This is a genomic window from Nonomuraea sp. NPDC050643 (genome assembly GCF_040654715.1).
GTDB lineage: Bacteria > Actinomycetota > Actinomycetes > Streptosporangiales > Streptosporangiaceae > Nonomuraea.
Map to the genome: position 1 here is coordinate 206,003 of NZ_JBFAIM010000009.1, position 21,861 is coordinate 227,863.

12 protein-coding genes and 1 tRNA gene are annotated in these 21,861 nt (G+C 73.2%); 8 read left to right on the forward strand and 5 right to left on the reverse strand.

The window, feature by feature from the left end:
- The first annotated feature begins 136 nt into the window (after positions 1 to 136).
- The 4 genes from AB0I15_RS14590 to AB0I15_RS14605 are packed head-to-tail and all read left to right on the forward strand — an operon-like array spanning position 137 to position 14,710.
- A complete protein-coding gene (locus tag AB0I15_RS14590; RefSeq protein ID WP_358094766.1) occupies positions 137 to 1,555 on the forward strand; it encodes an AMP-binding protein in 1,419 nt (472 codons plus the stop codon).
- Positions 1,556 to 1,557: 2 nt separating this feature from the next.
- Positions 1,558 to 3,051 carry a condensation domain-containing protein gene (locus tag AB0I15_RS14595; protein ID WP_358094768.1) on the forward strand — a complete coding sequence of 498 codons (1,494 nt, stop codon included), beginning with the start codon at positions 1,558 to 1,560 and terminating at the stop codon, positions 3,049 to 3,051.
- The gene (locus AB0I15_RS14600; protein ID WP_358094770.1) at positions 3,048 to 9,254 is read left to right on the forward strand and encodes an amino acid adenylation domain-containing protein; all 6,207 of its coding nucleotides are present in this window, start codon (positions 3,048 to 3,050) and stop codon (positions 9,252 to 9,254) included. The genes AB0I15_RS14595 and AB0I15_RS14600 overlap by 4 nt, the downstream gene beginning before the upstream one ends.
- Complete coding sequence (locus tag AB0I15_RS14605) at positions 9,251 to 14,710, forward strand: amino acid adenylation domain-containing protein (protein ID WP_358094772.1); 5,460 nt, start codon at positions 9,251 to 9,253, stop codon at positions 14,708 to 14,710. Before AB0I15_RS14600 ends, AB0I15_RS14605 begins: the two co-directional genes overlap by 4 nt.
- Here AB0I15_RS14605 and AB0I15_RS14610 read toward each other — a convergent pair.
- The 4 genes from AB0I15_RS14610 to AB0I15_RS14625 form a co-directional block, all read right to left on the reverse strand.
- A complete protein-coding gene (locus AB0I15_RS14610) occupies positions 14,684 to 15,763 on the reverse strand; it encodes a 2-oxo acid dehydrogenase subunit E2 (RefSeq protein ID WP_358094774.1) in 1,080 nt (359 codons plus the stop codon). The two genes, AB0I15_RS14605 and AB0I15_RS14610, sit on opposite strands and share 27 nt — an antisense overlap.
- Positions 15,756 to 16,736 (reverse strand): transketolase C-terminal domain-containing protein, encoded by a 981-nt coding sequence (locus AB0I15_RS14615; RefSeq protein ID WP_358094776.1) that lies wholly within the window; start codon positions 16,734 to 16,736, stop codon positions 15,756 to 15,758. The genes AB0I15_RS14610 and AB0I15_RS14615 overlap by 8 nt, the downstream gene beginning before the upstream one ends.
- Positions 16,733 to 17,611 (reverse strand): thiamine pyrophosphate-dependent dehydrogenase E1 component subunit alpha, encoded by an 879-nt coding sequence (locus tag AB0I15_RS14620; protein WP_358094777.1) that lies wholly within the window; start codon positions 17,609 to 17,611, stop codon positions 16,733 to 16,735. The genes AB0I15_RS14615 and AB0I15_RS14620 overlap by 4 nt, the downstream gene beginning before the upstream one ends.
- An 80-nt stretch (positions 17,612 to 17,691) precedes the next feature.
- Positions 17,692 to 18,363, reverse strand: a complete 672-nt coding sequence (locus AB0I15_RS14625; RefSeq protein WP_358094779.1) for an alpha/beta hydrolase — start codon at positions 18,361 to 18,363, stop codon at positions 17,692 to 17,694.
- A gap of 125 nt (positions 18,364 to 18,488) precedes the next feature.
- Between AB0I15_RS14625 and AB0I15_RS14630 the strand changes: the two genes are divergently transcribed.
- The 4 genes from AB0I15_RS14630 (at position 18,489) to AB0I15_RS14645 (ending at position 20,644) form a co-directional block, all read left to right on the forward strand.
- On the forward strand, positions 18,489 to 19,478 hold the full coding sequence (locus AB0I15_RS14630) for a WYL domain-containing protein (RefSeq protein ID WP_358094781.1): 990 nt from the start codon (positions 18,489 to 18,491) through the stop codon (positions 19,476 to 19,478).
- A gap of 2 nt (positions 19,479 to 19,480) precedes the next feature.
- Complete coding sequence (locus tag AB0I15_RS14635; RefSeq protein ID WP_358094783.1) at positions 19,481 to 19,828, forward strand: PadR family transcriptional regulator; 348 nt, start codon at positions 19,481 to 19,483, stop codon at positions 19,826 to 19,828.
- Position 19,829: 1 nt separating this feature from the next.
- A complete protein-coding gene (locus AB0I15_RS14640) occupies positions 19,830 to 20,321 on the forward strand; it encodes a hypothetical protein (RefSeq protein WP_358094784.1) in 492 nt (163 codons plus the stop codon).
- 247 nt (positions 20,322 to 20,568) lie between these two features.
- Positions 20,569 to 20,644: transfer RNA gene (locus tag AB0I15_RS14645), tRNA-Arg, on the forward strand.
- Positions 20,645 to 20,730: 86 nt separating this feature from the next.
- Here the strand turns inward: AB0I15_RS14645 and AB0I15_RS14650 are convergent.
- Entirely contained in the window at positions 20,731 to 21,771 is a 1,041-nt protein-coding gene (locus tag AB0I15_RS14650; RefSeq protein ID WP_358094786.1) for a hypothetical protein, read from the reverse strand.
- Positions 21,772 to 21,861: the final 90 nt, after the last annotated feature.

Sequence of the window (21,861 nt, forward strand, 5' to 3'; positions counted from 1 at the left end):
GCCCTCCCGTTCTGGGAAATTCGGGGCGAGTGTGTCATGCGGGGCCTGATGGCGGCAAGCGCCTACAGGTAAGGGGTTGACGTGATTGTGCATTTTTTCTAGCGTCTTGCGGCAGCCCGATAAAAAATTTTGGGGGGTGGTTCAGTCGGCCCTTCCTGTCCCTGCTCTGCTGAGCTCACGAGCCGCCACCACCCCCGATCACGAAGCCCTCATCGTCGCCGGAGCAGGCGGCCTCACGCTCCGCGAGTGGGACGAACGCTCCACCGCCGCCGCCCATGGCCTGCTCGTCCGGGGCGTACGCCGAGGCGACCGGGTCGCGCTGGTGTTCGGCGGCGCCGACTGGCTCGACTACGCCGTGCACTGGATGGCCGTGCTGAAGGCGGGCGCCGTCGCGGTCCCGCTGTCGGACCGCCTGGCCGCGCCTGAGCTGGCCCGCCTGGTCGAGCACTGCGGCGCGACGACGACCATCCGCCGCGACGACGCGCCCGGCCCCACCCCGCCCGGCCCGGTCCCCGCCCCGGCTGAGGTCGATCCGCTGGATCTCGCCCAGATCCTCTACACCTCCGGCACCACCGGACAGCCCAAGGGCGTGGCCGCGAGCCACGCGAACCTCGCCTCCCCGCCCGTCCACCCCAGACGGCGCCCGTTCGCGCACTCCAGGCATCTCGTGCACGCGTTCCCCATCGGCACGAACGCCGGCCAGGTCATGCTGCTCCACGCGCTGACCGCCGCGCCCTCCGTGGTCACGCTGCCGCTGTTCACGCCGGCCCGCTTCGCGGCGCTCATCGAGTCGTACGCGGCGGGGACCGTGTTCGTGGTGCCCGCGATGGCCATCGAGCTTCTCGGCGCGCGCGTCCAGGACCGCCACGACCTGTCGAGCGTGCTGCTGCTCGGCTCGGCCGCCGCCGCGCTGCCACCCGCGGTCGCGGCCCGGCTGGGCGAGGCGTTCCCGAACGCGACGGTCGCGAACTACTACACCTCGACCGAGGCGGCCCCGGCCCAGACCATCATGATCTACGACCCCGACCGGCCGGGCGCTCTCGGGCACGCGAGCGGCGACCTGCGGATCGCGGGCGCCGACGGGACCCCGGCCGGGCCGGGCGAGACCGGCGAGGTGTGGCTGCGCACCCCGGCGCACTCCCGGTCCTACTACGGCGAGCAGCGGAGCGACACCTTCCGGGACGGCTGGGTACGCATGGGCGACCTCGGCTACCTCGACGAGGAGGGCTACCTGTACCTCGTCGACCGGGAGAGCGACGTGATCAAGTCGGGCGCCTTCAAGGTCTCGACGCTCCAGGTCGAGGCGGCACTGCACGAGCATCCGGCCGTGTCCGAGGCATCGGTGTTCGGCGTGCCGCACCCGGTCATGGGCATGGCGGTGGCGGCGGCCGTCGTGGCAGGCGAGCCGGTAACGCTGGCCGGCCTGCGGGCCTTCCTGTCCGAGCGGCTGGCCCAGCATGAACTGCCCACCCGGCTGCTGTGCGTGGACGCGCTGCCCAGGAACGCCGCCGGAAAAGTGATCAAGCGAGACTTGCGCGGCTTGGCAGAGGAGTGAACATGGTCCTGGCGTCGCAGGCGCAGCACGGGATGTGGCTCACCGAGGTGATGCACGGCACCGGCACGGCCTACCACATGCCCTTCGCGCTGTGGTTCGACGGCCCGCTGGACCGGGAGGCGATGCTGACGGCGTGCCGGGCGGTGGTCGCGCGGCACCCGGTGCTGGGCCGCGCCTTCGAGGAGCGTGACGGCTCACTGCGCCTGGTGCCCGCCACGGGCGCCCCGCCGATCGGGTTCGTGGTGGAGCCGGATCCGGGGGCGCTGATCGACAAGGAGATCGCGCTGCCGTTCGAGCTCTCCAGCGGGCCGCTGGCCCGGTTCACGCTGGTGGAGATCTCGCCGGTCCGGCACCTGCTGCTGTTCGTGGCGCATCACCTCGTCTTCGACGGCATGTCGAAAGACCTGCTCGTACGGGATCTCGCCGCCGCCTACTCCGGAGCCCCCTGCCCGCCGCTGCCCCTGCCGCACGGAAGGGCGGAGCCGCCCTCGCCGGAGGCGCAGGCGTACTGGCGGGCGCGCTGGCGCGAGGTGCCGCACGTGACGATCAACGGGGTGACCAGGACGCCGCGACTGGCCGAGCACGGCGAGAGCGTGCTGCGCGACCTGACGCCCGACATGCCCGACCTGCCCGGCGCGACCAGGTTCCAGATCTTCCTCGCCGCCGTGCACGCCCTGCTCCACCGGTACGGCAACGCCGACACGGCCGTGGCCGTGGCCATGTCGACCAGGACCGCCGAGACCCGGGACCACATCGGCCTGTTCGCCACCGAGCTGCCGACCTTCTCGTCGTTCCCGTCCGCGGGCTCCTTCCGCGACCTCGCCCTCGGCTTCAAGGACGAGTTGCGCGAGCTGAACGCCTTCCGCGAGGTGCCGGTGGCCAGGGCGGTGGGCGGCATCAAGCCGACGGTGGCGCTCGCGCCGGTGTCCATCAGCTTCCGGCGGCGCGCGCCCGACCAGGTCTTCCCCGGGCTGGGGCTGTCGGTGGAGTGGAAGATGTCCAACCACGTGGTCAGGAACGTCCTCCACCTCCAGGCCGTCGACGGCGACGACGGCCTGCTCCTGACGCTGCACTACAGCCCGGACGTCATCTCCCGGCAGGACGTCGAACTGGCCGGCGACCATCTCTCCGCGGTGCTGCGCGCGGTCCGCGCCGATCCGGACGTGCGGCTCGCCGACCTGCCACTCCCCGCGGCCCCGCTGGACATCCCCTCGCCTGCCACCCCGGAGACCGGGCCGGCGCGCTCCGGGGCCCAGGCGGAACCCGTCGAGGAGGAGCTGATCGAGCAGGTCCGGCTGATCTGGATGGAGGTCCTGCGGATGGACCACATCGCCCCGGACGAGGACCTCTACGACCTCGGCGGGCATTCCCTGACCATCACGCAGATCAGCGCCCGGATCAGGAAACGGCTCGGGGTGGAGGTGCCGTTCGACGTGTTCCTCGACGATCCGACGATCATCGGGGTGGCCAAGGCCGTGGACGGGCTGCGGTCATGATCTCTCTGGGCCAGGAGCGGCTCTGGTTCCTGCAGCGGCTCGACCCGTCCGACGCGGCCTACCGGGTGGCGGTGGTGCGGCGGTTACGGGGGACGCTCAACGTGGAGGCGCTGAGGGGCGCGTTCGGGGAGGTCGTGGAGCGGCACGAGTCGCTGCGCACGCGGTTCCCCGACCAGGACGGGCTGCCGGTCGCGGTGATCGACCCGCCGGGGACGGTCCCCGTGGAGCTCGTCGCGTTCGAGCGGGCGGGCACGGACGAACCCGTGCTCGACCAGGTCGCGCGGCTGCTCGGCGAGCGCGCCAACACGCCCTTCGACCTGGCCTCCGCCCCGCCCCTGCGGATCACGCTGGTCCGGCTGGCGGACGACGACCACGTGCTGTGCGTGGTGCTGCACCACATCATCGGCGACGGCTGGTCCCTGAACGTGCTGATGAACGACCTGGCCGCCTGCTACCTCGCCCGCGCGCGGGGCGTCCCCGCCGTCCTTCCCGGCCTGCCCGTCCGCTACGCCGAGTACGCCGCCGCGCAGCGGAGCTCCGACGCCGGCGCCCACATCGCCTACTGGACGGGCCGGCTCGCCGGGGCGGCGCCGCTGGAGCTGCCCACGGACCGGCCGCGTCCCGCCCGGCGGAGCAGCGCGGGCGACGACGTGGGCTTCGACCTGCCGCCCGAGCTCGCCGGCGCGCTGTCCCGGCTGGCCAGGGCCGAGCGCTCGACGCTGTTCATGGTGCTGCTGGCCGCGTACCAGGTGCTGCTGGCCAGGCATGCCGGGCAGGACGACGTCGTGGTCGGCTCGCCCACCGCCGGTCGTGACCGGCCGGAGCTGGAGCCGATGGTCGGGCTGTTCGCCTCCACGCTGGTGCTCCGGGGGGATCTGTCAGGGGATCCGACGTTCGCCGAGCTGCTGCGCCGGACCCGGCGTACCGTGCTGGAGGCGATGGCGCACCGTGAGGTGCCGATCGAGCGGGTGCTGTCCGCGCTCGACATCGAGCGCGACCTGTCGCGTACGCCGCTGTTCCAGGCGATGCTGGCGGTGCACAACGCCGCGGTCGGCTACGACGAGGTGGAGTCGTTCGCCGGGATGGAGAGCCTGCCGTTCCCGCACGGGGCTCCTCCGGCCATGGTGGACCTGCGGATGGACCTCTGGCCGTCGGAGCGGGGCTGGCACGGGGCGTTCTTCTACAGCACCGAGCTGTTCGACCGGGAGACGGTGACCCGGCTCGCCGGCCGCTTCCTGACCCTGCTCGCCTCGATCGTCGCCTCCCCCGAGGCTCGGCTGTCGGAGCTCGACCTGCTTCCGGTCGCCGAACGCGCGCTGCTCGACCGGGCCTCGACCGGCCCGATCCTGGAGACGCCGGCCACGACCGTGGTGGACCTGGTCCTGCGGCAGGCCCGGCTGCGGCCCGGCGCGACCGCCGTCACGTGCGGCGGCGAGCGCCTCTCCTACGCCGAACTCGCCGCCCAGGCCCTGCGGGTCGGGGGCGAGCTGCGGGAGCGGGGCGCGGGGCCCGGAGCGGTGGTGGCCGTCCGTCTGCGGCGGTCGGCGGCGCTCCCCGGGACGCTGCTCGGCGTGATGCTGACGGGGGCCGCCTACCTGCCGATCGACCCGGCGCTGCCGCCGAGCCGGGCGGCGTACGTGCTGGCGGACTCGGGAGCCCGGTTCACCCTGGCCGACGACGACCCGCTCCCGGCGGTCGCCTCCGGACCCGTCACCGACGCGTCCACCGGCGGATCGGCCGCCTACGTGCTCTACACCTCCGGTTCGACCGGCCGCCCCAAAGGGGTGGCCGTGCCCCACGCGGCTCTGGTGAACCTGCTCACCGGGATGGAACACCTGCTCGGGGCCGGCCCGGCGGACGTGTGGCTGGGCAGCACCTCACTCTCGTTCGACATCGCGGGGCTGGAGCTCTATCTGCCGCTGGTGACCGGCGGGCGGCTGGTGCTGGCCGGCGACGAGACCGTGCGCGACGGCACCGCGCTGGCCGGGCTGGTCTCCGCGTCGGGCGTCACGCACGTCCAGGCCACCCCGTCGGGCTGGAACATGCTGCTGTCCGCCGGGCTCGACGCGTCCGGGCTGGTGGCGCTGGCGGGCGGCGAGGCGCTGCCGCTCGCCCTGGCCAGGCGGTTGCGGCGGAGGGCGGCGCGGCTGTTCAACCTGTACGGCCCGACGGAGACCACGATCTGGTCCACCGCCTGGGAGGTCCCCGCCGAGCCCGGCCGGGTGAGCATCGGGCGGCCGATCGCCGGCACCCACGTCCACGTGCTCGACGGCGCCGGCGCGCCGGCGCCGATCGGCGTGCCGGGCGAGCTGGCCATCGGCGGCGCCGGGCTGGCGCTCGGCTACCTGGGCCGGCCGGAGCTGACCGCCGAGCGCTTCGTGAACGGGCTCTACCGGACCGGCGACCGGGTCAGGTGGCTCGGCGACGGCACCCTGGAGTTCCTCGGCCGGGGCGACGGCCAGGTGAAGCTGCGCGGGCACCGGATCGAGCTGGGCGAGATCGAGACCGCCCTGGAGTCTCATCCGGAGGTGCGGCAGGCGGCCGTCGTCGTGCGCGACGACGAACTGATCGCGTACGTGGTGGCCACGACTCCCGCGGGATCCCCGGCGGACCTGCTCGAACACGCGGCCGGATGGCTGCCCCCCTCCATGGTGCCCCGTGTCGTGGTGGCGCTCGACGTGCTGCCGATGACGCCCAACGGCAAGATCGACCGGCTGTCGCTGCCCGAGCCGGAGGGAGCGGCGGCGGGACGGGGAGGCAGGCCGCGCACGGCCCGCGAGCGGCAGGTGGCCAAGATCTTCGGCGACGTGCTCCGGATCGGCGACGTCGGAGCGGACGACGACTTCTTCGCCCTCGGCGGGCACTCGCTGCTGGCCACCCAGGTCATCGCCCGGCTGGAGGCCGCGGGGACGACGGTGCCGCTGCGGACGCTGTTCGGGCGGCCCACCGTGGCCGGGTTCGCGGCGACGCTGGAGGGTCTGCCCGACGAGCCGGGCCGCCCGCCGGCCCCGCGTCCGCCGGGCACGCTGCCTCCGCTGTCGGCCGCCCAGGAACGGCTGTGGTTCCTGCACCGGCTCGATCCGGGCGACGCCTCGTACAACATGTACATCGTGCGCAGGCTGCGCGGCCCGCTCGACCCCGAGGCGCTGCGACGGGCGCTGACCGCGCTGATCGCCCGGCACGAGTCGCTGCGCACACGCTTTCCCGAAGTGGACGGGCGGCCGGTCGCCGTCGTCGAGCACGCCGCGCCCGCCGCCGTCGAACGGCTCGGCGCGCGTGACGAGGCGGAGGCCCGCGCGTGGGTCGCCGCCCGCACCAATGCCCCGATGGACCTCGGTGCGGCGCCGCCGCTCCGGATCACGCTGATCCGCCTGGACGACGGCGATCACGTGCTGTGCGTGGTGCTCCACCACATCATCGCCGACGGCTGGTCCATCACCGTCCTCCTGAACGACCTGTCCGCCCTGTACGCCGAGGCCCTGACGAGCGGCGCCCCGCCGGACGGGGCCCTGGCTCCGTTGACCGTCCAGCACGGTGATGTCGCGCGCTGGCTGCGGGAGCAGGACGGGAGCGCGGCGCTGGAGTTCTGGCGGGAACGGCTCGCCGATCCGCCCACGCTGGCGCTGCACACCGACCGGCCGCACACGCCGGGCCCGGCGCGGGGCGACTTCCACCTGCTGGACATCCCGGACGATCTGGCCAAGGCGCTGGACGCGACGGCGCGGCGGCAGCGCAGCACGCTGTTCATGGTGCTGCTGGCGGCGTACCAGGTCTTGCTGGCCCGGCACACCGGGCAGACGGACATCCTGGTCGGCTCGCCCACCGCCGGGCGGGACCGGGTGGAGCTGGAGCCGATCGCCGGCTATCTCAGCACCACGCTGGTGCTGCGCGGCGACCTGTCGGGCGATCCCACCCTGGACGAGCTGCTGACCAGGACGCGCGGGACCGTGCTGGAGGCGATGGCGCACCAGGACGTGCCGTTCGAGCGGCTGCTGGCGGACCTGGACATCGAGCGGGACATCACCAGGAAGCCGATGTTCCAGACCATGCTGACGCTGAACAGCCGGACGGCGGACGGGGAGCAGGACCGGCTCGGCGACGGGCTGGAGATGTCGTACTTCGACGATGGGTATCGGCAGGCCAAGTTCGATCTGGTGGTGGAGGCCTGGCGGGCGCCGGGGCGGCTGCGGGTGGCGTTCGGCTACGACGCGGGGCTGTTCGACCCGGAGACGGTGGCGGGGCTGGCCGGACGGTTCGCGGTGCTGTTGCGCGCGATGGCCGACCCGGACAACCGCCATGCCCGCCTGTCGAGCCTGCCGATGCTCACCGCCGCCGACCAGGAGCTGATCGCGTCGGCGAGCGGCGCCGAGACCGCCGCGCCGGACGCCGGGGCGCGCGACGCGCCCGACAGTTCAGACGCCGGCGTGCTCGATGTACTCGACGTGCCCGACGTACCCGACGTGCCGGACATGGTCGCGGAGGCCGCCGCCGGCCACGCCCATGAGACGGCCGTCGTGTGCGGGGCCGAGAGCGTGACCTACGGCGAGCTGGCCGAGCGGGTGTCCCTGCTGGCCACCGAGCTGACGCGGCGCGGCGTGCGGCGCGGGGACGTGGTCGGCCTCCATCTCGGCCGGTCGATCGACGCCGTGGTGACGATGCTGGCGATCTGGCGCGCCGGAGCCGCCTACCTGCCGCTCGACCCCGCCTACCCCGCCGCGCGCCACCGGCACATGATCACCACGAGCGGCGCCCGCCTGACCGTCTCCGACGGCCTGCGCATCGCGGCCACGAACCCGGCTCCCCACGACCAGCCTCCCCCGGACGGCGACTCCGGCGGCGGCCTCGCGTACGTCCTCTACACCTCCGGCTCCACCGGGACCCCCAAGGGCGTGGCGGTCGAGCACGCCGGCCTGGCCGCCCGGGTCCGGTGGATGCGCCGCGAGTACGGCCTGCGTCCCGGCGATCAGGTGGTCCAGCTCGCCTCCCTGAGCTTCGACACCCACGCCGAGGAGCTCTACCCCGCCCTGACCACCGGCGCCACGGTCGTGCTCCTCCCCGACGGCGGCGCCACCCTGCCCGACCTGCTCGCCGGACGTCCCGGCGTCACCGTGCTCGACCTCCCGACGGCGTACTTCCACCAGCTCGTGGACCTGATCGACGAGATCGCCTGGCCCCCCGCCCTCCGCCTGGTCGTCATCGGCGGCGAGCAGGTGCACGCCACCGCGGCGGCCCGCTGGCGGCGTCGTTTCGGCGACCGGGTACGGCTGGTCAACACCTACGGCCCCACCGAGGCCACGATCGTCGCGACCGCCGCCGACCTGACGGGCGATCCCGGCGGTGATCCCCGCCCGCCGATCGGCCGCCCGATCGCGGCCACCACGATCCGCGTCCTCGACGCCCACGGCGCGCCCACCCCGCCCGGCGCCCCCGGTGAGCTGTACATCGGCGGCCCAGGAGTCGCCCGCGGCTATCTCGGCCTGCCGGAGGCGACGGCGCGGCGGTTCGTCCGGCTTCCCGGCGGCGGCCGGTACTTCCGCACCGGCGACCGGGTCCGGCTGCGCCCCGACGGCCTGCTGGAGTTCCTCGGGCGCATGGACGAGCAGGTCAAGGTGCGGGGCTTCCGTGTCGAGCCGGGCGAGGTCGAGCACTGCCTGCTCACGCATCCCGGCGTGCGGCAGGCCGCGGTGACCGCCAGGGACGGCGAGCTCGTCGCCTACGTGGTGGGTGAGGCGGCGGACCTGGCCCAGCACGTGGCCCAGCATGTCGCCGGGCGGCTTCCGCCGTACCTGGTGCCCACCCGCTGGGTCGTCCTCGAGGCGTTGCCGCTCACCGCGAACGGCAAGCTCGACCGGGGCGCGCTGCCGGAGCCGGGCCGCGCCACCGGCCAGGCGGGCGGGGAGGCCACGCCGCCGCGCTCGGACGCGGAGGAGCTGATCGCCGATGTCTGGGCCGAGGTGCTCGGCGCGGACAAGATCGGCGCGTTCGACGACTTCTTCGCGCTCGGCGGGCACTCGCTGCTCGCCATCAGAGTGGCGGCCCGGCTCCGGACGATCGCCGGCGTGGACCTGCCGATCCGTACGCTGTTCACCCGCCGGACCGTCGCCGACCTGGCGCGCGCCGTCGAGGAGGCGCTGCTGGCGGAGGTGTCCGGGCTGTCCGACGAACAGGCGCTGAGCATGCTGGATCCGGAGGACACGGTGTGACCGAGCTGACCGAGGCCCAGCGGGCGCTGCTGACCCAGAGGTTGCGGCGGCGCGGGAGCGCCGCGACGATCCCGGCCCTGCCGGGCGGGCAGGCGCCGCCGCTGTCCTACGCGCAGGAGCGGCTGTGGTTCATGGAGCAGTACGCGCCGGGCAACCCCGCGCACACGATCCCGTTCGTACGGCGGCTGCGCGGCCCGCTCGCCGCGGACCTGCTGGGCGACGCGCTGAACCGGGTCGCCGCGCGCCACCAGCCGCTGCGGACCCGCTTCCCGGTCAGTGACGACGGGCAGCCCGAGGTGGCGGTCTCGGCCGCCGTCACGGTCCCGCTCACCGTCGCCGACCTCACCTCCTCCCCCGCCGCGGGCTCCGCCGACGAGGCGCGGGCTCTGGCCGACCGCTTCCTGGCCGAGCCGTTCGACCTGGTGACCGGGCCGGTGATCAAGGCCCTGCTGGTACGCCTGGCGGCCGACGATCACGTGCTGGCCATCGCCGTGCACCACATCGCGGCCGACGGCTGGTCGGCGAACATCCTGCTGCGCGAAGTTCTGACCTGCTACGACGGGGGGCCGCTGGCCGACCTGCCCGTCACCTACGGGGACTTCGCCGCCTGGCAGCGCGCGCGGCCCGGCGGCGCGGACGACGTGGCCTACTGGCGCGAGCGGCTGGCCGGTCTGCCGCCGCTGGAGCTGCCCACGGACTTCCCCCGGCCGCCCGAGCTGACCCACCTCGGTGCGGCGCACTCCTTCGCCGTGGATCCCGCCCTGGTCGCGCGGCTGGAGCGGCTGGGGCGGGAGCACGGCGCCACGCCGTACATGGTGCTGCTGGCGGCCTTCGCGGTGCTGCTCGGCCGCTACGCCGGGCAGGAGGACGTGGCGGTGGGCTCCCCCGTGGCCGGGCGCTCGCTGCCGGAGCTGGACGGGCTCGTCGGCTGCTTCGTCAACATGCTCGCCATGCGGGTGGACCTGTCGGGCGACCCGTCGTTCGCGGAGCTGACGCGGCGGGTGCGGGACATGTCCATGGACGCCTACGCACACCAGGACCTGCCGTTCGAGCGGCTGGTGTCGGAGCTGAACGTGCCGCGCGAGGTGTCGCGGTCGCCGCTGTTCCAGGTCGTGTTCGCGATGCAGAACTACGGCGGGGAGCCGTCGTCCTCCGGAGGCCCGGCCGTCGAGGGGTTCGCGCCGGGGGTGTGGGCCACCCGGTTCGATCTGGAGCTGTACACCGGCGGCGATGGTTCGTTCCTGTTCGTCTACAACGTCGCGCTGTTCTCGGCGGAACGGATCGCGCGGATGGCCGGGCACCTGACCGCCCTGCTCGACGGGATCGCGGCCGACCCGTCGGCCCCCGTCTCCACCATCGAGCTGCTCACGGCGCCAGAGCGGGCGGAACGGGAGCGGTGGAACGACACCGGGCTCGACCTGGGCGCGGACGGCCTGTTGCACCGCCCGTTCGAGGAGCGGGTGCCGTACGCGCCGGACGCCGTCGCGGTGACCCACCCGGACGGCGCGATCACGTACGCGGAGCTGGACCGGCGGGCGGCGTTGCTGGCCGCCGAGCTGACGTCCGCGGGCGTGGAACGCGGAGAGCTGGTCGCGGTCGTGATGGAGCGGGGGTGGGAGCAGGTCGTCGCGGTGCTGGCCGTCGGCAAGGCCGGGGCGGCGTATCTGCCGGTCGACGCGGACCTGCCCGACCAGCGGCGCTTCGAGCTGATGGCCCGCGGCGAGTGCCGGGTCGCGCTCACCCAGCCGCGGCTGGACCTGACCTGGCCCGCCGGCGTGACCCAGGTGCCGGTGACCTCCCCCGCCGCGTCGCCGGCCGTTGCCGGCGACGGATGCCCGGCTGCGCCCTCCGACCTCGCCTACGTGATCTTCACCTCGGGCTCGACCGGCTCGCCGAAAGGCGTGATGATCGAGCACCGGGCCGCCCTCAACACCATCCGCGACATCAACCACCGGTTCCGCGTCGGCCCGGCCGACCGGGTCCTCGCCCTGTCGGCCCTCAGCTTCGACCTGTCCGTGTACGACGTCCACGGCGCCCTGGCGGCCGGGGCGGCCCTCGTCATGGGCGAGCCGTCGGCCGACAAGGACCCCGCCGCCTGGGCCCGCCTGGTCACCGAGCACCGCGTCACCGTGTGGAACTCGGTCCCCGCCCTCATGGAGCTCCTGGTCGACCACGCCGAGCACGAGGGCACCGACCTGAGCTCGCTGCGCCTGGTGATGATGTCGGGCGACTGGATCCCGCTGACCCTGCCCGGCCGGATCCGCGCCCTGGCCCCCGAGGCCGAGATCATCAGCCTGGGCGGCGCCACCGAAGGCTCGATCTGGTCCATCTTCCACCCGATCGGCGCGGTGGACCCGGCGTGGTCGTCGATCCCCTACGGCCGTCCGCTGGCCAACCAGTCCTTCCACGTCCTGGACCGCGGCCTGTGCGAGGTGCCCGTGGGCGTGCCCGGCGACCTCCACATCGGCGGAGCGGGCCTGGCCACCGGCTACTGGCGCGACCCGGACCGCACCGCCGCCGCCTTCCTCACCCACCCGCGCACCGGCGAGCGCCTCTACCGGACGGGAGACCGGGGCCGCTACGGCCCGGACGGCACCATCGAATTCCTCGGCCGCGCCGACGCGCAGGTGAAGATCCGCGGCTATCGCATCGAACTGGGCGAGATCGAGACCCATCTCTCCCGTCACCCGGACGTGGCCGAGTGCGTGGTCACCACCCACGGATCGGGCACGCGGGCTCAGCTCGTGGCCTACGTGGTCGGCGAGCCCGCCGCCCGGCCGGACCCGGTACGCCTGCGCGCCCATCTCGCCGAGACCCTGCCCGCGTACATGATCCCCACCCGCTTCGTCCCTCTCCCCCGGTTGCCGCTGACGGCCAACGGCAAGGTGGACCGGCGCCGCCTCCCCGACCCGCCGGCATCGGCGACGGCGGCGCCGGGCGAGCGGGCCGCGCCGGCCACGGAGGCCGAGCGCCTGGTCGCCGCGGTCTGGGGCGAACTGCTCGACGTGGCCGCCCCCGACGGCGCGGCCATCGGGATCGACGACGACTTCTTCGACGTCGGCGGGCACTCCCTGCTGGCGATCAAGGTGGTGGCCAGGCTGCGGAGGGTGCTGCCGCCCGGCGCGGCGCCCATCGCCGTGGTGGACCTGTTCAAGCACCCGACCGTCCGCGAGCTGGCCGCGCTGGTCGACGGCACCGCCAGCGCGTCGCGCGGGCTCCTGCACGAGCTGACGCCTCGCCGTACCTCTCCTCCTGAGCTCACGTACGTCTGCGTGCCGTACGGCGGAGGCGCGGCGGTGGTCTATCAGCCCCTGGCGGACGCCCTGCCGGAGACGTACGCCCTGTGGTCGCTCGCCATCCCCGGGCATGATGTCGGCCTGGACGAGGAGCGGCTGCCGCTGGACGAGGTGGCGGCCAGGTGCGTGGCCGAGATCCAGGACAAGGTACGCGGGCCCGTCGCGTTGTACGGGCACTGCGGCGTGGGGTCGGCCCTGATCGTCGAGATCGCGCGGCGGCTGGAGGCGGCGGGGCGCGAGCTCGAAGCGGTGTACATCGGGGCGATCTTCCCGTTCGCCCGCCCGGGGAACGGGCCCCTGGCGGTGCTGTCCAGGCTGGCCAGGCGGGAGTTCCTGCGTGGCGACCGCAGCTATGCCAACTGGCTGACGTCCATGGGCCTGGACATGGGCGACCTGGAGCCGGGGCAGGCTCGGCACATCATCAGGAACATGCGGCGTGACAGCGAGGCGGCGGAGGAGTATTTCACCGGGCTGTTCGAGGGTTCGGTGGAGCGGTTGCGGGCGCCGATCATCAGCGTGGCGGGAGAGCACGACCCGGCGACCGAGTACTTCGAAGAGCGGTATCGCGAGTGGCACTTCCTCACGCCGACGGCCGCCGTGGTGGAGTTGGACGAGGCCGGGCACTTTTTCCTGAAATATCGGGCGGCGGAGCTCGCCGAGATCGTCACCCGCACGCACCTCGCCATCAAACCGGGCTCGGGGCCGGGCACAGAGCCGGAGACGGGCTCAGGGGTCGCGGGCGGGGCCAGTTGGCGGGTGCGGGAGGTGTCGCGGGCCGGAACACCCGCCGGAACAGAGGCCGGGACACCGGCCGGAACGCAGGCCGGCGTGCCCGGGCCGCAGCCGAGCATGAAGCGGTTCGTGGCCGTCGCCGCCGGTCAGTCGGTGTCGCTCCTGGGGTCGGCGCTGACCGGGTTCGCCATCCCCGTCTGGATCTATCTGACCACGGGCTCGCTGGCGCAGTTCGCCCTGCTCTCCGTGATCGGGCTGGTGCCGGGGATGGTGGTGGCCCCGCTGGCGGGCGCGATCGTCGACCGGGGGAACCGGCGGGCCGTCATGCTCGGCGGCGACGTCGCCGCCGTCGGCACCCAGCTCGCCTTCGGGGCGCTGCTCTGGACGGGGAGCCTGCAGACCTGGCACATCTATCCGCTCATCGCGCTGCAGTCGGTGGCGCTCACGTTCCAGCGGCTGGCCTACACCTCGGCCGTGCCGCAGCTCGTCCCCAAGCGTTACCTCGGCCATGCCAACGGCATCGTCCAGATGGCCGGAGGCATGACGCAGTTGCTCGTCCCCCTCGCAGCCGTCGGGCTGATGGCCGTGATCGGGCTGGAGGGGATCCTCGTGCTCGACGTGGCCAGCTACGTGTTCGCGATCGGGGTGACGGCGCTGACGCGCTTCCCCGCCGCGATGGCCTGGCGGCGGAAGGAGCCGGTGCTGGCGGAGATGGCGGCCGGGTTCCGCTACTCCTGGGGAAACCTGGGGTTCCGCCAGATGCTCCTCTACTTCGCGGTGCTGAACATCTTCCTGTCGCCCCTGTTCCTGCTGATCTCGCCGCTGGTGCTCTCCTTCGGCACGCTGCAGGACGTGGGCCGGATCTCGTTCGTGTCCGGGCTGGGGGTCTTCCTCGGCGGGCTGGCGATGACGGCCTGGGGCGGCCCGCGGCGCGGGCGGATGCGGGCGGTGTTGTGGTGCACGCTGGCGCTGGCGGCGTTCTGCCTGGTGACGGGGTTGCGGGCGGATCTGGTGACGATCGGGATCGGGGCGTTCGGCATGTCGCTCTGGGTGACGCTGCTGAACGGTGTCTATGCCACGATCGTGCAGGTCAAGGTGCCGCAGCGGTTCCACGGGCGGGTGTTCGCGCTGAACACGCTGATCGCCTGGTCCACCCTGCCGCTCGGCTTCGGGCTCGTGGCGCCGTACGGGGCGGCGGTGTTCGACCCGCTGCTCGCCCCCGGCGGGTCGCTCGCGCCGACCGTCGGAGCGCTCATCGGGACCGGCGCCGGGCGTGGGGTGGGGCTCATGTACCTGCTGTTCGCGTTGGCGATGGCCGTGCTGGCGGTGGTGGCACTGCGGTCGCGGCTGCCGGGACTGCTCGACAAGAGCGCCGACGCGGCCCCGGACGACCTGGTCGGGCTACAGGCCCTCGGACGGACGCTCTAGGGTCTCCTTCAGCGCCTGGAGGAACAGCACGACCTCCCTGCCGTTGACGATCCTGTGGTCGTAGGCCAGGCCGATCGCCGCCACCGTGCGCTCACCCTCGGGTTGCGGTGAGGTGAGGGCGACGGCGCAGGTCTGGCCGGGGAAGATGATCGGGATGGCCAGGATGACGTCGGCGTCGTGGTGCAGGGTGACGACGATGTTCCCGCCGGTGAGGTGCTCTTCGCCGAAACCGCCGTGCTGGGCGAGCCTGCGGAACTCGGCCAGGCGCTCGGCGATGTCCGGCACGGTCAGGCGGTCGCGGATCACCGGCACGTAGAGGCCGCGTCCCATGTCGATCGTCACTCCCACGCGCGGCTGGTCGGGGATGCGGACGGTCCGGTCGTCGATGAGCTCGGCGAAGAACATCGGGAAGTCGTCGTGCAGCCGGGCGACGGCGGCGACGAGGAGGTCAGGAAGGCCGACCAGCCTGCGCAGTCGTCTGGTCAGGGTCCGGGCCGTCGTGAGGGCGGGGGTGACGTCCACCTTGATGACGGTGTATCCGGCGGGGACGGTCTGGTGCGACAGGGTCACGGTCCGGCCGACCGCGCGCTGGTGGTCGGACAGCGTACGGGTCCGCCCGCCGCCGGTGGCCGTCTCGGCGGCGAGCCGCTCCACGTCGGTCCGCCGCACCACCTTGACGTCCAGCCCGGCCACCAGCGCGGGGTCGAGGCCGAGCTCGTCCAGCAACGCGCGCGCCGGCGCCGTGATGAGCGGCCCGCCGTCGGCGGGCACCGGCGCCAGGGTGACGGGCACCGGCTCGTGAGCGGGCGCCGGGTCGGCGGGCGGCGGGCCGACCCGGGCGATGAGCTGGCCGGGGACGCACCTCATGCCCGTCCGTACCAACTGGGTGAGCGCCCCGTCCTGCTCGCTGACCAGCTCCTCCACCGTCTTCGACGTCTCCAGCGTCGCCACCGGGTCGTCCCGCCGCACCGGCGCGCCGTCCTCGGCCAGCCATTCCAGCAGTGTGTACTCCGAGTCGTTGTTGTTCAGTTTCGGGACCCGGATCTCACCCATCGAGCGCCTCCAGTACGGCCCGGCAGATCGTGCTGTCCTGCAGCACCACGTCACGCTCCAGGTGGGCGGCCGTGGGGATCACGCTGTCGGCCGAGCTGACCAGGCGGACCGGCCGCCGGAGCGAGCCCCACAGCCGGGTGTGCAGGTCGGCGGCGACGTGGCCGCCCCACGTGCCGCCCGCGCTGCCGTCCTCGGCCACGCAGATCAGTCCTGCCCGGCCGAGCAGGGGCAGCAGCGCGGCGGGGTCGAACGGGTAGAGACGCGACGGGACGAGCACGGCCCCGGCGAGGTCGTGGGAGAGCAGCAGCGTCCGCATGGCGGCGATGGCCCGGTGCGCCACACCGCCGGGGGCGATCACCGCGTAGTCGAGGTCGCCGTCGAACCGCACCACGGCGACGTCGTCCACGAGGTCCCAGGTGAACAGCTCGTCCACCTCGTACATCCGGCGGGTGTAGAGGACCTTGTCCTCGAAGAGCAGGCAGGGCTCCTCGATGGCGAGCATGCGGTCGAGGACGGCGCGGTTGTCGTGGAACGGCGACATCTCGAAGAGGGAGAGTCCGGGCACGCCGACGAAGTGCTTCTGCAGGTTCTGGCTGTGGGTGGGGCCGTAGCCCCGGTTGCCGCCGGAGGGGCAGCGGATGATCAGTGGCATGGGGACGCGCCGGCCGTACATGGAGACGGACTTGCTGGCGAAGTTCACGATCTGGTCGAAGGCGAGCGCGGCGAAGTCGCCGAACATGATCTCGACGATGGGCTTCTCCCCCGCCAGCGCGAGGCCGGAGGCGACGCCGACGATCGCGCCCTCGCTCAGCGGCGTCGTCAGGACCCGGTCGGGGAAGCGGGTGGACAGGCCGCGGGTGATCTTGAAGGCGCCGCCGTAGGGGTCCAGCAGGTCCTCGCCGAGCACGTACACACCGGGGTCGTCGCCGAGCAGGCCGTGCAGGGCCTCGTTGAGGTTCTCGCCCACCCTCATGCGGCGGTCCAGGCGGCCGGCGGGCGAGCGGCCACCTCAGCGGCGATCGCGTCCATGCGGGAGCGGGCCGCCGCCTCGATCCGGGACGACTGGCCGGGGTGTTCGGCCTGGTAGGAGGCGTACCAGTCGGTGATCACGGCGTCGGACGGGCGTGTGTCGTCACCCTTGCTGTGCGGGCCGAGGCGGTGCGTGGCGAACTCCACCACCGCCGGCGAGCCGCCCCTGACCCTCTCCACCCAGGGCGCGAGCCGCCGTCGTATCTCGGCGACGTCCAGGCTCGACACCCGCGTGTGCCCGATGTCGAAGGCGGCCGCCCTGCCCGCGATGGTGCCCGCCATCTGGAGCCCGGTCGGGGTGGACTGGGCGATGCCGTTGTGCTCGACCACCACGAGCAGCGGCAGCCGCCAGAGCCGCGCCATGTTCAACGCCTCGTACACCGCCCCCTCGCCCCACGTCCCGTCACCGATGTACACGCAGGCGAGCGTGCCGGGCTCGTGCCGCTTCAGTCGCAGGGCCACCCCGGCGGCCACCGGCAGGCTCTGCCCCTGCACGCCGGTCGACAGGTAGCGGTCGCGGCGCAGGTGCTGGCTGCCCCCCACGCCGTCGCACACGGCGCCCTTCCGGCCCATGATCTCGGCGAGCAGCCCTTCGGGGTCCTCGAACCGGGCCAGGTAGTGGCCGTGTCCGCGATGGTTGCTGAACACCCAGTCGCGGTCGCTCAGCAGCGGGCGCAGGGAGACGGGGACGTACTCCTGCCCGAGGCAGGTGTGGGTGGTGCCGTTGAGCTCGCCCTTGGTGAAGAGGGCGAGCAGCTTCCGTTCGAAGGACCGGATCAGCAGCAGCAGCGCCAAGTCCTCATCAGCCAGCCTGTCCATAGGCCCCTTGAGTCCCGGGAGAACCTCCAGAAAGGCTATACAACACCGACATATGGCGTCTACGCCTGATCATGGAGTGTTCATGCCACCAGGACGCGGGCGAGCTCGGCCGGCTTGGTGATCATTGGCCAGTGGCCCGAGTCGATGTCCACGAGGTCGAGGTGCTTGGCCTTGGCCAGCTCGGGCACCTCACCGCCGGCGATCCACTCCTGGGCCTGGGCGGGAGTGAACTCGGGGCACACGACGAGGACGGGGACGTCGAACCGGCGCTCGTCGGTCAGGCGTACCACTCCCTGCGCCACCCCTCCGGGGACGGGGATCGCCGCGGACGCGAAGTCCCGCCTGGCCTGCTCGCCGAGGTCGGCGGAGTCCGGCCCCTCGAACGGACCCCAGCCGGGGAAGGGCATGACGCCGTCCTCCAGCTCGAAGAAGTCGGCGTAGCGCTGCCCGTCGGCGGACGGGAAGCCGCCGACGAGCGCGACCTTGGCGACCCGCTCCGGGCGCGCGTCGGCGGCCAGCCAGGCCAGGGTGCAGGCGGCGGAATGCCCCACCACCATGGGTCTTCCCGACGCCGAGTCCACGGCGGCGAGCACGGCCGCCACCTGGTCGTCGAGAGTGGCCGAGGTGGATCCGTCACCCTGTCCGGGCAGGGTGACCGGCACGGGGCGGTGACCGAGCTCCTCCAGCGCGGACGCGACGTCGTCCCACGAGGATCCGTCGAGCCACAGGCCGGCGACGAGCAGGATGTCCATGATCCGTTCTCCTTCTTCGGTGCGTTCCCGCGGTCCTGGCCGCGGAACCCGGTCAGGACGTCAGGCTAGGACCGATTCCGGACGTTCTACTTCCTGTTCGCCCCGTGACCTCCTAATGTGCTCGTGTGCCGACCGACCTCAGCCCCACCGCACGGGCTCTGCGCGCCATGGAGATCCTCCGGACCCGCCCCGGCGTGACGGGTGGAGAGCTCGCCACCTGCCTGGGCGTCACGGAGCGGGCGGCGCGCCGCTACGTCGGGATCCTCCGCGAGGCGGGCATCCCCGTCGAGTCGGCCCGCGGCCCCTACGGCGGATACCGGCTCGGGCGCGGGACTCGGTTGCCTCCGGTCGCCTTCACCGAACTCGAGGCGCTCGGCCTGGTCATGGCCGTGCTCGACGGCCAGCCGTCGGCCGCCGACGTCGGCGATCTTGTCGGCGCCGCCCTGGGCAAGGTCATCCGGGCGCTGCCCGAAAGCGTCGGACGGCAGGCGGCGGCGCTGCGCGAGCACGCGTCGGCGGCGCCCGACCGGTTCTCGGCCCGTCCGGATCCCGCCACCACCAGCGCGCTCGTGACCGCCATCGCGGACCGGCGGCGCGTGGTGGTCGCCTACCGCAGCGAGTCCGGCAACGAGTGGGAGGCCGAGGTGGACCCCTGGGCGGTCGTCGTCCGCTACGGGCGCTGGTACCTGCTGTGCCACTCCCACCGCGCGGCCGCCGTCCGCACCTACCGGGTCGACCGCATCCGCCGGGTCGAGCGGAGCACGCACACGTTCGAGCCGCCCGACGGCCTCGACCCGGTGGCGGCGCTGGAGGAGAACCTGGGCACCGGGTGGGAGTTCGCCACGCGTGTCGTCTTCGACGCTCCTCTTGCCGAGGTGGCGCCCTGGATCCGGCCGCCCATGGGACGGCTCGAACCGTCGGGGAGCGGGTGCGTGCTCGTCGGCAGCACGAGCAATCCGGCGATGTACGCGCAGGAGTGGCTGCCGACCGTGCCGTTCCCCTTCCGCGTCGAGGGCGGGCCGGAACTGCGCGCCGCGGTCACGACGCTCGCCTCCCGTCTCACCGCCGCCCTGGAGGGCTCGCCCTCCGTCTCGACGCGGGACATAGAGTGGTGATCATGCAGCCTCTGTCGGCGATCACCCCCGCGACCGTGGACGTGATCGAGGCCTTGCTGGCCGATCTGAACGCGCGCTGGGGGCTGGAGATCGCCAAGGCGGCCGGCCTGGCCCCGGGGACCGTCTACGTCGTCCTCGATCGGCTGGAGCGCAGCGGATGGGTGACCTCCACCTGGGAGGCGGACACTTGGGAGGCGGACACCTGGGAGGCGGACTCCGCGCGGAGCGGGTCGCGCCGGCGCCTCTACCGGCTGACGGGGGACGCCCTGCCCGCCGCGCGCCGCGTCGTCGCCAGGCGCGCGGCCGCGTACCAGCCGATCGGCCAGAGCCTGCCCCAGCCTGGAGTCTGAGGTGAACGCGCTGACCCGGGGCATCATCGTCACGGCCGCCGCGATCCTGCCCGGGAAGGCGCGGCGCGAGCGCTATCTCGAACAGTGGCTCGCCGACGGCGAAGGGGCGGCGGAGCTGGAGATGAGCTCCCTGTCCGTGGCGCTCGGCGCCCTCAGGGCCGCGTTGGCGATGAACCTGACCCGCCGCTCGGCCGTGGCGCTCGGGCTCGCCGCCGTCCTGGTCGTCGGCGGGATCCGGCTGATCATGAACACGCCGTTCGGGGTGCCTGGCGCCGCCATGGCCATGGCGGGCGTGGCGTTGCCGTTCCTGCCGCTGATCATCCGTAGGTTCATGGAGCGCGACACGCTCGGAGACTGGGAGGACGCCCTGGCCGCCAGGCAGGCGCGCCTGTCGAAGCGGGCGTCCCCGGACGCCGGGCGGCTGCTCACTCCGGCTCTGGGAGCCGTCCTGGTGGCCCTGGCCGCGCTGCTGCTCTATCTCATCTTCGGATGAACGCGACGCACCGATATGGAGTGGCGCCCGTTCGTGGCGGGGCGTTATCGTTGCCGTCATGGAATTCGCAGCCACCGCGCACCGGCCGGAACGGCGCCGTCTTCGCCGTCCGGCGCCGTATGGCGGCCATTTCCGTATCTGAGCGGCCTCCACGCAGGAGACAATCCCGAGGCCGCCATGAACACAGCCGGCGGCTTTTCTTTTTACGCCGCCCGCAAGAATTCCCCGTGCATTCTTTTGCGCCGAAGGCTCCATAGCTCAATGGGACAGAGCGCCGGTCTACGAAGCCGGGTCTGGTGCAGGTTCGAGTCCTGCTGGGGCCACCGACCCGCCGTTACGGGCACCGGCAGGGCTGCCTGACCGGCGGCCCCCTCTGCCGCGGAGCCTGGCGCGGAGGCCGGGTGGGCCGTCAGAGGCAGGTCCACACGGTCGCCGCGGACCGGAAGTACTGGCCGTCATGGCTCCGCCCCGCGACGCGGCCGTCCTCCGTGACGACGAACGCGTCGGCGTGGCGGTACCCGGGCAGCGGGGGCAGCACCGTGCGGGTGGCGCCGTTCAGGACAATGGCCGAGGTGGGGACGCCGCCGGTCGTCTCATGGCCGACGACGACGCCGGAGCCGTTCACGTCCTGGAGCGTCGCGGTGGTGGACAGCGGGCTCGGCACGCCGTCACGCCACAGCACCCAGCCGGCGGCCCGGCCCGGGATGGTCCCCTTGCCCAGGACGAACGAGCCCGCGACGTCGGTCGCCGAGCTGTCGGCGTTGGGATCGACCCCGCCCAGCGGAGTCAGCCCGGCCTCGACGGTGCCGGTCACCGCGCGGGTGCGGGTGCCCGCCTGGACCGTCCCGGCGATCTGGCCGCTGTCGCTGATGTCCTTCAGCGCCCAGGCCCGGCCCGTGACGCCCAGGTCCCACGGATTGCGCGGGTCGTCGGCCGACCACGCCACGGCGTGTTCGGTGCCGTCGTCGAACTTGGCGCCACCGATGATCAGGCCGGCGTCGTTGATGGCGCTCGCCTGGGCGAAGTACCGGGTGTTGCCGGGTGGCCGGCCCAGTCGGCTCAACCGGCCGCCGTGCAGCAGTAACGGCTCCACGGCTTCCGTCCCGCCGATGGCGGTGCCGAAACGGTTGACGTCGCTGACCGTGCTGAGGCCGCCGAACTCGCCCACCACCCGGCCGTCCTTCCAGACCACGCCGACGTGGGAGGTGACCTCCTCGGCGGGACCGCGGTAGCCCATTCCGGCGAAGTGATCCGCGCCGTCGGTCGACGTCACGTAGGCGAAGTCGTTGGCCTCGCCCGGCATGCCGGGAAGACGCGTCGGACGGTACGTACACGCCTCGCGAGCGACGTCCGCCGTCGCCACCCCGCCCACGGCGAGCACGCCGGTCACGGCGGTCATGACCGCGATCGCCCTGATGACACCCGCGCCGCCCTGCCACGAACTGAACATGCCGGTTCCTTTCTGGGGATCTTGACTCTGTGATCGCACCCTAGAAAGGAGGCGTACATAACCCCTACAGGTTCCGTACGGGAGCCGCCT